Origin of the sequence: Rothia sp. ND6WE1A (assembly GCF_001683935.1) — a bacterium.
Classification (GTDB): domain Bacteria; phylum Actinomycetota; class Actinomycetes; order Actinomycetales; family Micrococcaceae; genus Rothia; species Rothia amarae.
This window is the reverse complement of sequence record NZ_LXTU01000073.1, coordinates 19,172-34,334: the sequence shown is the minus strand read 5'-3', so window position 1 is coordinate 34,334 and position 15,163 is coordinate 19,172. Positions and strand designations below refer to the sequence as shown.

Sequence of the window (15,163 nt, the reverse complement as noted above, 5' to 3'; positions counted from 1 at the left end):
TAGCTTAGAAGAGCCCGCCCCAGATTATTGGGGCGGGCTTCTTTTATTTGCCGGTAAAGATTAACAGAGCAGGAGAGTCGTGCGAGTTTCGCCTAGCGAAACACGCGATGTTTGAGCTGGGACCTAATACGCCTGCGTCGCTAATTCATTACCTCATCAACCCACGACGTCTCTCCCCATGAAATTTCTCCCTTACCCATGGTCAGTTCGGCTACTTTAGTCTTAGCTTCATTGCGGGTGGCGGGAGAATCAAATACACCGAGAGTAACCACAGCGTGCGAGGCGAAGTAGTCGACTGAGATAATAGTAAACCCTAGAGACCTCACCTCGTTTTCAAACTTTCCTGCTTCTGCATGGGGCAGTTTCACTACGCCCGCCCGTAGGCGTCGTCGCTGAGTCGTAGTTGCTTCATCAAGTACCTGAACCACGGCGTCTGTATATGCCCGCACCAAACCGCCAGCACCGAGTTTGATTCCGCCAAAATAGCGAACAACTACCACGCAAATATCAGAGAGATTTGTACTGCTAGCTTCCGAATCGGGGTCAGTTCTCCTTGCCAGTACAGCTTGCAACATAGGGATACCAGCAGTTCCGGCAGGTTCTCCATCGTCCGAAGATCTTTGAATATCTCGGTCTGCACCAATGACGAATGCCGAACATACGTGGCGGGCATCGTGATACTGCTTGCGCAAAGACTCTATGAATGCCCTCGCATCAGCCTCGGATTCTACACGCTGGGCAAAGGCGATAAACTCACTCCTCTTAATTTCCAAAAGCGATTGAACAGGCTCCCATTGAGTAAGAACGGCGTATGAGGTGGCACGAGTTTCATGGTCGGTATTCATCTCCTTATTCTATGGGGAAGAAGCTTGTTGAAGTGTCCTGTGGGAAAAGGCGCGATAGTGTGGGGTTGAAAAAGATAAGTAAGTTGAAAGGTCAGCACATTGCCGCATTATGGACTCACCGGGGGAATCGGTTCAGGCAAATCGACTGTTGCCGCCATGTTTTCAGACAAAGGTGCCTTTATTATTGACTCCGATGCCATTTCACGCGAACTTATGGAACCAGGTGAAGAAACGTTACAACGGGTAGTTGCCGCATTCGGTGAGGAAATACTGTTGGATAACGGGCAACTCAACCGCCCCCACCTAGCTTCTCTCATCTTCGCGAACCCCGCAGAACGGGAAAAGTTGAACGCGATTGTTCATCCTGCAGTACGTGAGCGCTCTCAATTACTGAGGGAGGAAGCCGTCGCACAGCAGGGGGAGAACGCAACCATTATCGAAGACATCCCACTACTTACTGAAACAGGGCAAGCCGACCGCTTCGACGGCGTCATTGTAGTGTGTGCAAATGAGAAGGTGCGTTTGGAACGCCTCACCACCCAACGTGGGATTCTGAAAGAAGATGCCCTGGCACGTATCAAGGCGCAGGCCAGCGATGAGGAAAGAGCCCAGATAGCCCGTTGGATTATCGACAACTCCGGCAGCCGAGAAGACACACAGCACCAGGTGGAACGGGTCTGGCAAGAAATCATTCAGCCTGCTTCATAAATGGATTCTGAACTCTAAAATCAATACCATCATTAAGTCGTTTCTTTTGGACGATTTACAACGGGGTGGATCATAGTGCCGTTGTAAGACCACAACCTCCACCGGGAAACCCGTGTTGCTAAAACTCCATGACAGATTGGGATTGCGTACGAATCCCCCTATTTTCTTTACGACTGCAGGGTTTATAGCACTTTTTACCCTCAGCTTTATCGCCTTTCCCACACAAATGGAAGGCGTCTTTGGTGCCATGGCTCAATGGATTATCACCTATTTTGGGTGGTTTTACGTCCTGGGCAATGCTTTATTCTTCATCTTCCTGGTGTATCTAGCAGCAAGCCGATTTGGACGCGTTAAACTAGGGCCAGACGATTCGGTTCCGCAGTATTCAGGCGTGGCATGGTTTGGAATGCTGTTCGCTGCTGGAGTTGGCGCAGTGCTTCTCTTTTGGGGAGCCGCAGAACCTATTTCTCACTTCGCTAACCCGCCCTATGACGGTGTCGAACCTCAGTCCGATAGGGCAGCCCGCGATGCGCTGGCAATTTCTAACTTTCATATCGGGCTGTTTATGTGGGTCATTTTAACCGTCCCTGGGCTTGCCTTTGGATATTTTACGTATAAGCGCAAACTACCCCCGCGTGTTTCGTCAATTTTTCAGCCGATTCTCGGTGAAGGTATTCACGGTCCGCTTGGCAAGATGATAGATGCGTTGGCCATTATCTCTACCGTATTTGGGCTGGCTGTATCTGTAGGTCTTGGAGCCCTCCAAATCAATTCGGGCTTGCAGATTCTCTACGGTGTTCCTTATGTCGGATGGATCCAAGCTGGAATTATTGCTTTAGTGACTGCTGCAGGCATCACATCAGTGGTAGCTGGTATGGACAAAGGCGTGAAACGGCTGTCCTACTTCAACATCTTGATGGCGGTAGCACTCCTGCTTTTCATCCTGATGGCCGGCGCTACCCGTACTGTCTTGATGGGAACCATTGAGTCTGCCGGGTATTTCTTGATGCGTCTACCCGAAATGATGTTTTTCAACGATGCCTTTGCAGACACCGGATGGATAGGCTCGTGGACTGTCTTTTACTGGGCATGGACGGTGTCGTGGGCTCCTTTCGTGGGACTGTTTATTGCCCGTATTTCTCAAGGGCGCACCATTCGAGAGTTTGTGATTGGCGTGCTGGCCGTACCTTCCATTTTTGTGATGTTTTGGATTGGTATTTTCGGGATGAACGCTTTTGATATTGAGCGCAACCAGAATGGTCAGCTGATTGAAAATGTAGTGGATAAAGGTGACATTCCGGCAGCTCTCTTCGAGTTCCTGGGGCATTTCCCTCTGTTTGAATTCGTTGCGCCTTTCACCGTTTTGGTCATCACTATCTTCTTCATTACCTCCATCGACTCAGCAGCGCTGACTATGGACGCTATTGCCAACGGTCATGAAGATAAAGCTCCTAAACGTCAAAGGGTCTTTTGGGCGCTCTGCATCGGAGTAGTGTGCGCGGTTATTCTCGTGACAACAGGAGACTCCGGCCTAGATATTCTGCAACATGTCATTATCGTGGTGGGTTTCCCCGTCTTTATTCTGGGATTCTTGCAAATGTGGATGGTTATTCGCGCATTGCGTGAAGATGCTGGGGAAGTAGCTCCTATGAGAACTCGCCAGTGGAAGCAGGTTATCCCCGCTGAAGAATATCGCCGACGTGCGCGGGAGGACTTCAGCTCCGTTCAGGAAGTGGTTATAAGACCCGAATTTGAAGAAGGAACGGAGCCAGAATTTGAAGCTCGTGTGCCTAATACGGGACAGATAAGGGCGGTTAAAGCTGATTCGAAGACTGAAAAGAGTTCCAGCACATCGGCAGAATAAAGGTGTGTAATCATAAACGATGAAGGGGTCGGGGAGATTTCTCCCCGACCCCTTCATCGTTGAAAATAGCTTCAGAAAAAAGCTATCTCGTGGCTAGCTTATGCTCGCTGCTGAGCAATAGCCTCGCGTACGCGTGCACCAAGTTCTGGATGAACGTTATCCCAGTACTTCATACCGCGTTCGCGAATCTCATCGGATTTCACCACGCCCAGGTGCCCGGCAATGTTCGAGACCAAACGTTCCCGAGTTGCGGCGTCCATAACCTCAGCATAGAGGGTGCGTGCCTGGCCGAAGTCGTCGTCTTCTGAGTGCAAAGTTGCTGCGGCGCGTACCATCTCACCGTCTGACTCCCAGCCGCGAGATTCGAAAGCACGATCTGAATCAGCTACCGGACCTCCAACGCTGTTGGGCGCATAGTTCGGGGCATCGGCGGGGGTGTACTGATAACGCATAGAGCCCTCTACCGAGTAGCTGTTGTTCTGCGCATTCTTGGGCTGGTTGACCGGCAACTGAGCATAGTTGGTACCAATGCGGTAGCGCTGGGCATCTGGGTAGGAGAAGATACGCGCGAGCAACATCTTGTCAGGTGAAACGGCAATACCAGGAACCATGTTCGCCGGCGAGAAGGCAGCCTGCTCGATTTCAGCGAAGAAGTTCTGCGGGTTGCGATTCAAAGTGAGCTTACCGACCTTGATGAGCGGGTAATCCTTCTGCGAAATGGTCTTGGTGACGTCGAAAGGATTAAAGCGGTAGGTCTTTGCATCTTCGTAAGGCATGACCTGAACGTAGAGAGTCCACGAAGGATAGTTGCCTTCTTCGATGGCGTTATAGAGGTCTTCACGGTGGAAGTCTGGGTTTTCACCTGCCATCTTGGCGCCTTCTTCTTCAGTCAAGAAATCGATGCCCTGGTCGGTCTTGAAGTGGTACTTGACCCAGAAGCGCTCACCTTCAGCGTTAATCCACTGGAAGGTGTGGGATCCAAAGCCATCCATATGACGCCACGTCTTGGGCAGACCGCGGTCACCCATGAGCCAGGTAACCTGGTGGGCGGACTCGGGGGAGAGGCTCCAAAAATCCCAATGCATGTCGTGATCGCGCAAACCGGTTTGAGGGTGGCGCTTTTGCGAGTGTATGAAGTCAGGGAACTTGATGCCGTCGCGGATGAAGAAGATAGGGGTGTTGTTGCCCACGAGGTCGTAGTTTCCCTCGGTGGTGTAGAACTTCATGGAGAAGCCACGGGGATCTCGCCAAGTATCGGGTGAGCCTTGCTCGCCTGCCACGGTGGAGAAACGAATCAGCATGTCAGTTTTTTCGCCGGGCTGGAAGAGGGCTGCCTTGGTGTAAGCAGAAACGTCCTCGGTGACTTCCAGAACGCCGTAAGCTCCGGCGCCTTTGGCGTGGGGGTTACGTTCGGGAACGCGTTCGCGGTTGAACTGAGCCAGCTTTTCTACGGTGTAGACGTCGTGTAGGACGATGGGACCATCGTTTCTCACGGTGAGTGAGTGAGCGTCATCTGCCACGGGAGTCCCGGTGGTAGTGGTGGTAAAATCGCCGCGGTGATTGACGGGGGAGCCACCTGTTACCGTTTCTTTGATTTTTTTCAGGGGGTTCTCAACCATGATAATCCTTCCCGATTGGGTCAGTAGAGTTCGTTTTTCTGACAACTTGTTCTTCAAACTCTACCTTATTTTGATAAATTCACAATAAGAAAGAAGTGAAATACCCACATACTTTCTAGAATCGAACCATTGACTCACCCAATAAAAACTGACTGACCAACTGAAATTGGCGCAGAGAATAATTCGTAGGTATGTTCTAGTTCAACTATCTCCACAGTTGTACTCTTGTATCTATGAGTCTTGCGCAGAAAATTGAGCGTGTAGTTGCGCCCTTCGAAGTCATTTCAGAATACAAACCCGCAGGCGACCAGCCAAAAGCCATCGCCGAGCTGACAGAACGTGTCAACGCCGGAGAAAAAGACGTCGTTCTTATGGGTGCCACCGGCACAGGTAAGTCAGCAACAGCTGCCTGGCTCATCGAATCGGTGCAAAGGCCGACACTAATCATGGTGCAGAACAAAACCCTGGCTGCCCAGCTTGCCAACGAGTTGCGCGAACTGTTACCCAACAACGCTGTTGAATATTTCGTTTCCTACTACGACTACTACCAGCCAGAGGCCTACGTTCCCCAGACCGATACTTTTATCGAAAAAGACTCTTCCATTAATGAAGAAGTGGAGCGTCTACGTCACTCAGCCACCAATGCCTTGCTGACGCGCCGCGACGTCGTCGTGGTATCTACCGTTTCCTGCATCTACGGTTTGGGTACGCCCGAAGAATATGTTGAACAGATGGTCACGGTGAAAGTAGGACAAGAGCTCGACCGCGATGAACTACTGCGCCGCTTCGTCAATATGCAGTATGTGCGCAACGATATGGATTTTCACCGCGGAACCTTCCGCGTGCGTGGGGACACCGTAGAAATTATCCCCATGTACGAAGAAAACGCTATTCGGATTGAATTCTTTGGCGATGAAATTGAAGCGATTTATACCCTGCATCCTTTGACGGGCAATATCATCCGCGAGGAAAAAGAGATGTACGTTTTCCCCGCTTCTCACTATGTTGCCGGTGCCGAACGAATGGCTCGTGCTCTTCACTCCATCGAAGACGAACTCGGCAACCGCCTCAACGAACTAGAAGGGCAGAACAAGCTGTTAGAGGCGCAACGTTTGCGCATGCGTACTCAGTATGACCTTGAAATGATGGAGCAGATGGGTTTCTGCAATGGCATCGAAAACTATTCCCGTCATATTGACGGGCGCGCACCCGGTTCCGCTCCGCACTGTCTGTTGGATTATTTCCCCGATGACTTCTTGCTCGTAGTAGACGAGTCACATGTGACCATTCCTCAGATTGGAGCAATGTACGAAGGCGATATGAGCCGCAAGCGTACACTGGTCGAATTCGGATTCCGCCTGCCGTCGGCGATGGATAATCGACCGCTCAAATGGAACGAGTTTCTGGATCGAATCGGACAAACCGTTTATATGTCGGCAACCCCTGGTAAATACGAGCTGTCCCAGGCGGACGGGGTAGTGGAGCAGATTATCCGACCCACCGGCTTGGTGGACCCTGAAATCGTGGTCAAACCGACCAAGGGGCAGATTGATGATTTGCTGGAGGAAATCCGGCTTCGAGTGGATCGGGACGAGCGTGTTCTCGTGACCACTTTGACTAAACGAATGGCAGAGGACCTGACCGAATATCTCTCCCAGCACGGGGTGCGCGTGCAGTACCTGCACTCGGACGTCGACACCCTCAAGCGTATTGAACTACTGAGAGAATTGCGCATGGGATCCTACGATGTTTTGGTGGGTATTAATCTGCTTCGCGAAGGTTTGGACCTGCCTGAGGTGTCCTTGGTTGCCATTTTGGACGCCGACAAAGAAGGCTTCCTGCGCTCTACTACTTCACTTATCCAGACCATTGGGCGTGCCGCGCGTAACGTTTCGGGGCAGGTGCACATGTACGCGGATAAGATCACCGATTCTATGCGCACGGCGATTGATGAGACCACCCGCCGCCGGGAAATTCAAACCGCTTACAACAAAGAGCACGGCATTGACCCGACCCCTCTGCGTAAAAAAATTGCTGACATCACCGACCAGCTCAACCGCGAGGTCGAAGATACTGCTGAACTACTTGCCCAGCGTAAAGCAGCAAACGGTAAGCTGGCACCGGTCTCCCAGAAAAAGGGCTCGGCGAAAAACGCCCAGGCGTCCGGTGAAGCCGCAGAAGTTCTGGCTCGTGCTGAAGCGCGGGTGCGTTCAGATGGTTTGGCTGCGGCACCGGCAGAGGACCTCATGGATCTGATTGAAGATATGACGGCGCAGATGATGAAAGCCGCAGAAGAGCTTAAGTTCGAATTGGCTGGTCGTCTCCGCGACGAAATTGCCGACTTGAAGAAAGAACTGCGGCAAATGAAGAACGCGGGGCACGCCTAAGCTATAGAATCCAGGACTCTGTAAAGATTATTCTTCAGCCGTCTCACTATGAAAGATTCCCGAACGTTTAGACCGTTCGGGAATATTTTCACAGGCACATCGGTTTTGAAAAGGTCAACACAGAATAAGACTGTTGGAAAATAAGCGAAAGGATACGGCAATGAAAATAGCAGTTATTGGTGCCAATGGAATGGTAGGTTCACGGGCGATAGCAGAAGCAGTAGGGCGCTCGCATGAAGTAGATGCCTACTCACGCAAGGGCAACGATGTCCACGGAGCAACCGGGTACTCTCTGGACGCAACCAACACCACCGAATTGGTTCAGGTCATCAACAGCCACGATGCCACTATTATCGCCACCGCTGGTCGAGACCAGTCCGATGAAAGCATGAAAAACCTGCACTCTCAGCTCATTGCCGCAGCGCCCAGCGGCCGCCTCATCGTGGTCGGTGGAGCCGGTGCGTTAGAGAATTCTGAAGGTGAGCGTTTCTACAACACCCCTGATTTTCCCGAGGAATACCGCTCTGAAGCCAAGAAATTTGGAGGAATCCTCGATGATTACCGTGAGAATGCCTCCATGCTCAAGTGGACTATGCTCGCTCCTGCGTTCGTCATTGCTCCCGGCGTTCGCACCGGTCTGTATTTTGAAAGCAAAGATACCCCTGCCGGTGGTTTTGTTTCGGCAGAAGATTTTGCAGTTGCACTAATTGATGAAGCTGTAGCACCCAAACATATGCGTGAACGCTTTACCGTGGCTTCCCAGGACGAAGAAACGGCGCAAGGTAAATAAACAGTTAAGTTGCTTGTGAATTAATCCCCGTGTGGTGGCAGAATAGCCAGCACACGGGGATTTGCTTAACCTCACGTGGAATAACTTAAGCTACGTGCGCTTATCTAGGGTAAACTTTTAGCACGAGCAAGGGAGTATCCCGCTAATTTCTATTTCGTCAGCACGTTGACCAAAGATGTTCAACCGGAGTAGAAAACCACCGTCTATTGGTGGTGGGAGAGACTTGTGGTTTCTGGCATATCCTCACCACAAGAAAGGCTCCCATGCATATTTCTGGGTTGCAATGGGCGGTAACAATCGCCGTCATTTTGGCTCTTTTGGCCTATGACTTTTTCTTTCACGTGCGCAAACCGCACGAACCTACTATTAGAGAAGCCGCTGTTTGGTCAGCATTTTACGTAGGTATCGCTCTACTCTTCGGCCTGGTCATCCTCATCTGGGACGGCCCGCAGTTCGGCGCAGAATACTACGGCGGCTACATTACCGAGAAAGCATTGAGTGTTGATAACCTCTTCGTTTTCTTGATCATTATGGGCTCTTTCAAGGTTCCGCGTGAAGATCAGCAGAAGGTACTGCTTTTTGGCATCGTCTTTGCTTTGATTGCCCGCACCGCCTTCATTCTGGTAGGTGCCGCGGCTATTGAGCGCTGGAGCTGGGTCTTCTACCTTTTCGGTATTATTCTGCTCTGGACCGCAGGCAACCTTATCAAGGGCGAAGTAACCGATAAAGATGAGGAAGATGAAGCCAACAACTTCATCATTCGTCTGGCGAAAAAGATTTTCCACACCACCGATTACTACGATGGCGATAAGCTCTTCACCGTAGAAAACGGCAAAAAGGTTATGACCCCCATGCTGCTGGTGATGGTGGCTATCGGCGGTACAGATATTCTGTTCGCACTTGACTCCATTCCCGCGATTTTCGGTCTAACCCAGGAATCCTACATCGTCTTCACCGCTACCGCATTCTCCCTCATGGGTCTGCGCCAGCTATACTTCCTCATTGATGGAATGCTCGATCGTCTGATTTACCTCTCCTGGGGTCTCTCTGCAATCCTCGCCTTCATCGGTGTCAAGTTGCTCCTCCACGCCCTGCACGAGAACACCCTGTCCTTCATCAACGACGGTCAGCCAGTTCACGTAGTGGAAGTTAGTATCGGTCTTTCTCTCACGGTCATTATCGGTATCTTGACCATCACCGTTCTGGCATCGCTTCTGAGCCCCAAGGGCAAAGCACTCGCTGCCATCCAAAAGGTACAGCGCCTATCCGAGCAGTACCTGGAACTTCCCGATAACGCATCCACTGAGGAACGCAAGGAGCTACAGAAAAAGCTGGACGACGCCACCGCAAAGTCTCGTAACGTACCTCAGAAATACCGCGACGAACTGATTGACTCAGAACGAGAATTCCAAGACTTAGTTTCCCGTGCTCGCGGTGAACACGAAGCATACATGCAACAGTAATCATGCATCGCTTGAAATAAGTTAGATACCAAGAAGCCCTCAACACCGAATCGGTGTTGAGGGCTTCTTGCTAGATGAAATGTTACTTCTTATCGTCTGTATTGAGCACTGTCTTCTGCGATTGATTCAATGAACCTGTTTGCGCAGCGGCCTCTGTATTGTCGGCAGCAGAACCAATAAGAGTTACCTGCGTATTAGAATTATCAACCCAGAAACCAATCTTTTGGCCAGGCTTATCCTTTGTCCGGTTGAAGGACTGACATCCAATGAGCTGAGTCCCATGCGCACCGGAAAGGATATGGAAACCGTGTGCTTCTGAGGGATTAGCCTTGCCCGAAACGTTTTCGGCATAACCGTTGGAATCTGAAACGCAGTTCATCAGAGTGTTGTTGGGGTATTCGAGCACGAAACCGTGACCACCATTGTCCTGGGCATCGCACTGGCTGAACGTGTTACGGGTTCCCTTAACGTAGTAACCGGAACCGGCTTTGACTGCCTCATCAAAGCTCATCGTACGTTTTGAATACCAGCTTTTGACCTGGGAAAATGAACAATTGGACGTATAAATTTCGATGGTGGCGCAATCGAGGCGTGACAAATTTGCAGAGGAAAAATCAATCATGGAGAACTGATTGTCCGCTCCGCCTTCGGCCCCAATTTCCCCCACCTGTAGCGCTGTACGTAGAAAACGGCGTCCGCGGATGTCGCTGACCGTGCAACCCTGGTCATCTTTTCCTTTGAGGATAATCCCCATATCCAAATCCCATAGTGTAATACCTGAAATGCGGTGCGCCGCATCTGGATCCGCCGGCTTATCGCCGTTTGAAGTGTTAAAGAGAATACCCACGGTGTTAGGGATGGCATCGGTATGAGCCATTGAATCTTCGCCGGTTTTGATGGAGAGATTGTGAATTCCGGTGCGGTACACAGGGTCAGAAGAGGGGGAGCTATGCGATCCAATGCGAAAGACGCCGGCAAGTTCCTTCCACTCGCCTACGGGGCGAAATTGGGTTGCTTCCCCCAAGCCCATGATGCTGACCTGGTTTTTGAGCTGAATGCCGTCAGAATCAACGTTGTAAATTCCCGGAGGAAAGATGATTGCCCCGCCGCCGTCGCCCGCTAGGCGATCTATGAGTTTGTTGATTTTGTTGTTGACAGCGTCGTCCCCGGGATTGATCCCTTCGTCGGTGGCGATGAGCATACGGTCAGAGCTGTCTGCCGAAGCGCTGGTTGCTGTCATGGATGCGGCAAGCACTCCCAGTGCTGTACCGCCTAGAAATTGTGCACGTGTAACCACGCGAATTCCCCCTCTAAATAAAAATGCGAATGCGACCCAGTCTACCGGTTATCAGCCAGCAGATTCTTCAGATGCGTAAGAATCGCCGTGCCGTCAGCGCTGAGCCCATCGTGGTGGTGGGTGTCCGATGACCAGACGCGAGTATTCGCTACTGCCTGTGCTGTTTTCATGGAGTGTTCATAGTCCACATAGATATCGGGGCGATAGACAGCAGCAACCAACGGTACGGTATTTTGGGCAAGCTGTTCGTGGTCGTATAGCCTGCCCCAGTCGTCTTTTTCAGCGAGCGCGTGGGCGACGTCGTGGAGCGGTGCAAGGGCGGGGTCTTCTTCGAAGTACCAGGGGAAGATGTGCTCGCCGGTAAATAAGAGCGTTTCAGCTTCGGGTGAGAAATCATCTCGGGCATTCGCCATGCGCGCTGCCGACCAATTGGTGGGTGCGGGGGAGGGGGAAGCTCCCTGAGCGGGACCGTCGGCGTAAATCGATTCGTGGAGGAGTCCGTAAAGCGGGGCGGAAGCGAAGGATACAATTTCGCTGACGGAGCTGAGGAATTGCGCCGAGAGGTAATTGTTCGATTCTGCGAAAGCGGTTTCGAGGATGTAGTGCAGTTCGCGTACGCGTGCGTTTCCACCGAGGTATGCGCCGAGCATCTGGAAGCGATGGTCGGTGAGTGTTTCCCCGGTGGGAAGGGTGGGCTTCTTCTCGCGAATAAATTCGGCAATGCGAGTTGCGAGAACGCGGTCCTGGGGGTACCAGCCGTAGAATTCTTCGTTGCGTTCTTTGACGCGCTCAAGGGTATGCCGGTAGACGTCGTCGATATGTGCACGGATGGGGGCTAGGCCTGCTGTCATGCGGGAATCTCTGAGGGATTCGGGCGCGAATGAGAGATAGGAGAGCGTGAGGAAGCCGCCGAAGCTTTGGCCCATGGTGGACCATCGCTGATCTTTTCTTTCAGCTAGAAGATATGAGCGGATGACTTCGGCGTCGGCGATGATCGAATCGGCGCGGAAGAGCTCGAGGTACTGTTCCTGCTCTCTCACGGAGCCTTGGGCAAGGATGGAAGGGGCTGAAAGCGGCGTGGAAAGTCCGGTGCCACGCTGATCGAGAAGCACGATGCGGTGGGTTTTAGAGAGTTCGTGGACCCATCCGGAGTCTATGGTGGGTCGGGGGCTTTTGCCGCCCGGTCCACCTTGCAAATAGACCATGAAAGGGCGGTCTTCGGGGCTGATGGTCAGCTCAGATGACGTATTGACTACTTCACGGGCAAACACCGTGAGAGTTCGTTGAGCCAGCGGATGGTTTTCTGCCGCTTCACGCCCCAGCGAGTACACCAACCCGTGGGTTACCGGTACCGAAAAGTAATGGTCGGTGAGCGCAAAATCTCCGACGGCGACGGTTGCTCCCACTTGATGAGAGGGAACCGGAAGTTGAGGGGATAGAGCTAAAACCATTTAGAGTGCTCCTACGTGAGTGATGCGAAGGACGGGCAGACCCGCCTTGTCGGAAGCCTTCAAATCAACATCTGCTCGGATACCGAAGTCGTGGTTATCCTCGGGATCAGAGAAAGATTGGGTCACCTTCCACATGCCTGGATGTTCTTTAACGTTTTCATCGATGGCAACCAGGCGCGGCGAGCGGGCTGCGGCGTCAGTGAAAATGTCGTCGTATTCGTCGAAATACTCATCGAGAGCATCAGCCCAGCGGTCTGCGTCCCAGCCGGATTCGCCGTCCATTTCTCCCAAGATTCGGTCTTTTTCGTCGGCGAATAGTTCGACGCGGCGGAAGAGAGCATTGCGGATCATGACTTTGAAAGCGCGGGGATTACCGGTGACAACCGGCGCTGTTTCTTCGCCGATGGTTTCTTCTTCCTCACGTACCTTCAGAGGGTCTTCACCCGCTGCCAGACGTTCCCATTCATCCACCAAGGAGGAGTCGGTCTGGCGAATAATTTCGCCTAACCACTCTATGATGTCGGTGAGTTCTTCGGTCAAAGCTGAAAGCGGTACCGTCTGCCGCAGCGCCTTATAGGCGTCGGAGAGGTAGCGCAGCAAAATGCCTTCGGAGCGGTCCAACGAGTAATACTGCACGTAGGAGCCAAAATCCATGGCCCGCTCGTACATATCGCGCACTACTGATTTGGGTGCTACTTCGAATTCGCTCATCCACGGCGCACTCGAACGATAGGTCTCGAAAGCAGCTTCGAGAGTTTCTTGAAGCGGTTTAGCATAGGTGACCTCGTCGAGTTCGCGCATGCGCTCGTTGTAGTCCATGCCCTCTGCCTTCATTTCGGCAAGAGCTTCAGACTTCGCTTTCTTCTCTTGCATATTGAGCACCTGGCGGGGATTCTCCAGGGTCGCTTCGATGATGGACACAGCGTCGAGAGCGTATGTCTCAGATTCTTTATCCAGTAGGGAGAGAGATGCCAACGCGAAGGGGGAGAGCGGCTGATTGAGAGCGAAGTTCTCTTGCAGTTGCACGGTCAGACGTACGTTGCGCCCAAATTCATCGGGTTCATCGAGACGTTCAACCACACCTCCTGCAAGGAGTTCTCGGTAAATTCCGAGTGCCTTACGCATGAGCTGGCGTTGCTTGACGGGCGGCTCATGATTGGCAGTGAGCAAATGGCGGACTACCCTAAACGGGTCTTCTTCGCGCTGCAGAATATTCAGCAACATGGAGTGGGTGATATCAAAAGAGCCGGTCAGTGCTTCTGGCTCAGCCTCTACCAGCTGTTCGAAAGTCTTCTTCGACCAGGCGACGAATCCCTGCGGTGGCTTTTTCTTCTTGCCGCGTAGTGACTGGTTCATTTTCTTTTCATCACCTGCGAATTTTTCACGGGCTTTTGCTTCGAGGCGCTCATTTTCAATGTCGTGTTCAGGTGCCTGAACCACGACGGTACCGGCCGTATCGAATCCGGCGCGGCCCGCGCGTCCTGCGATCTGATGGAATTCGCGGGCTTTAAGACGGCGGGTACGCTGTCCATCGTATTTGGAGAGCGCGGTAATCAGGACGGTACGGATGGGTACATTGATGCCTACGCCCAAGGTGTCGGTACCGCAAATAACCTTCAGCAGTCCTGCTTGTGCAAGCTGTTCTACCAGGCGGCGATACTTTGGCAACATGCCTGCGTGGTGCACACCGATTCCGTTCTTGACCAGACGTTGCAAGGTTTTGCCAAATCCAGCAGAAAAGCGGAAATTTTCCAGCAGTTCATTGATACGCTCTTTATCCGATTTGGACGCGATTGAAACACTCATCAGCGCACCTGCAGTATCAATGGCTTGTAGCTGCGAGAAGTGAACGATATATACCGGTGTCTGACCGGTAGAAACAAGTTCAGATACTGCCTCTTGGACAGGTTCTGTGGAGTAGTAGAAATGCAGGGGGATAGGCCTGGTCTTTGAGGTGACGAGCGCAGTGGGACGTCCCGTCAACTCAGTGAGGTCCTTTTCGAAGCGAGTGGTATCCCCCAAAGTGGCGCTCATTAGCAGGAACTGTGCCTGGGGTAGGTCGAGTAGGGGAGTCTGCCAAGCCCATCCACGTTGAGGATCTGAATAGAAGTGAAACTCGTCCATGATGACCTGGCATAAATCTGCACCCGGCCCTTCACGAAGCACAATGTTGGCAAGAATTTCTGCGGTGCAACAAATAATCGGCGCATTTGAATTAATGGATGAATCGCCGGTGACCATACCGACGTTCTCGGCACCAAAAATCTCAACGAGGTCAAAAAACTTTTCGCTCACCAAAGCCTTGATGGGCGCGGTGTAATAAGAACGTTGCCCTGTTGCAAGACCGGCAAAATGTGCAGCCATGGCAACCGTAGATTTTCCAGAGCCCGTGGGAGTTGCCAGAATGACGTTGGAACCGCCCGCAATTTCAAGAACCGCCTCATCCTGGGCAGGGTATAACTCCATTCCGCGGGCAGAAATCCACTCAAGAAATGCTTCGTAGATTTCATCGCTGGAGAGCGGATTCGACGCGAAATCGCCGCGGAAGTAGTGGTGGGAGGACTCTGCCAGTTTGGGGTCGAGGTACTCGAGAATTTTTTTCATGATGGCACTAGTTTATCGAGCCGGGAAGAAATGTTGAGAAGTTTCAGGGCGCCTTTATCTCTCAGCCAAGAATTTTGGGGTAAAGTGATGCTTATCATAACTGTCTGTATTCCCTTTCCAAAAGGACGTTCACGA

Annotated in this window: 10 protein-coding genes; 5 read left to right on the top strand and 5 right to left on the bottom strand. The window is 52.0% G+C overall.

From position 1 onward, the window contains the following. Positions 1–140: 140 nt before the first annotated feature. Positions 141–845 carry a YigZ family protein gene (locus tag A7E48_RS10010; RefSeq protein ID WP_068172989.1) on the bottom strand — a complete coding sequence of 235 codons (705 nt, stop codon included), beginning with the start codon at positions 843–845 and terminating at the stop codon, positions 141–143. Between the two features lie 99 nt (positions 846–944). Between A7E48_RS10010 and coaE the strand changes: the two genes are divergently transcribed. Both coaE and A7E48_RS10000 read left to right on the top strand, forming a co-directional pair. Beyond that, positions 945–1,553 (top strand): dephospho-CoA kinase, encoded by a 609-nt coding sequence (gene coaE / locus A7E48_RS10005; protein WP_068172987.1) that lies wholly within the window; start codon positions 945–947, stop codon positions 1,551–1,553. Positions 1,554–1,665: 112 nt separating this feature from the next. After that, entirely contained in the window at positions 1,666–3,417 is a 1,752-nt protein-coding gene (locus A7E48_RS10000; protein ID WP_083147364.1) for a BCCT family transporter, read from the top strand. A gap of 98 nt (positions 3,418–3,515) precedes the next feature. On the opposite strand, the gene A7E48_RS09995 is transcribed toward A7E48_RS10000, so the two are convergent. Further along, positions 3,516–5,036, bottom strand: a complete 1,521-nt coding sequence (locus A7E48_RS09995; protein ID WP_083147363.1) for a catalase — start codon at positions 5,034–5,036, stop codon at positions 3,516–3,518. 233 nt (positions 5,037–5,269) lie between these two features. Between A7E48_RS09995 and uvrB the strand changes: the two genes are divergently transcribed. The 3 genes from uvrB to A7E48_RS09980 all read left to right on the top strand — a co-directional run bounded on the left by uvrB (position 5,270) and on the right by A7E48_RS09980 (position 9,676). Next, the gene (gene uvrB, locus A7E48_RS09990; protein ID WP_068172981.1) at positions 5,270–7,423 is read left to right on the top strand and encodes an excinuclease ABC subunit UvrB; all 2,154 of its coding nucleotides are present in this window, start codon (positions 5,270–5,272) and stop codon (positions 7,421–7,423) included. 160 nt (positions 7,424–7,583) lie between these two features. Then, positions 7,584–8,213 (top strand): NAD(P)-dependent oxidoreductase, encoded by a 630-nt coding sequence (locus A7E48_RS09985; RefSeq protein ID WP_068172979.1) that lies wholly within the window; start codon positions 7,584–7,586, stop codon positions 8,211–8,213. A 263-nt stretch (positions 8,214–8,476) separates the two neighbouring features. After that, positions 8,477–9,676, top strand: a complete 1,200-nt coding sequence (locus A7E48_RS09980) for a TerC family protein (RefSeq protein WP_068172976.1) — start codon at positions 8,477–8,479, stop codon at positions 9,674–9,676. Positions 9,677–9,758: 82 nt separating this feature from the next. Here A7E48_RS09980 and A7E48_RS09975 read toward each other — a convergent pair whose 3' ends face one another. The 3 genes from A7E48_RS09975 to A7E48_RS09965 are packed head-to-tail and all read right to left on the bottom strand — an operon-like array spanning position 9,759 to position 15,028. Further along, the gene (locus A7E48_RS09975; RefSeq protein ID WP_068172973.1) at positions 9,759–10,973 is read right to left on the bottom strand and encodes a hypothetical protein; all 1,215 of its coding nucleotides are present in this window, start codon (positions 10,971–10,973) and stop codon (positions 9,759–9,761) included. 41 nt (positions 10,974–11,014) lie between these two features. Continuing rightward, on the bottom strand, positions 11,015–12,424 hold the full coding sequence (locus A7E48_RS09970; RefSeq protein WP_068172972.1) for an alpha/beta fold hydrolase: 1,410 nt from the start codon (positions 12,422–12,424) through the stop codon (positions 11,015–11,017). Beyond that, complete coding sequence (locus A7E48_RS09965; RefSeq protein ID WP_068172971.1) at positions 12,425–15,028, bottom strand: RNA helicase; 2,604 nt, start codon at positions 15,026–15,028, stop codon at positions 12,425–12,427. It abuts the gene before it with no gap. Positions 15,029–15,163 lie beyond the last annotated feature (135 nt).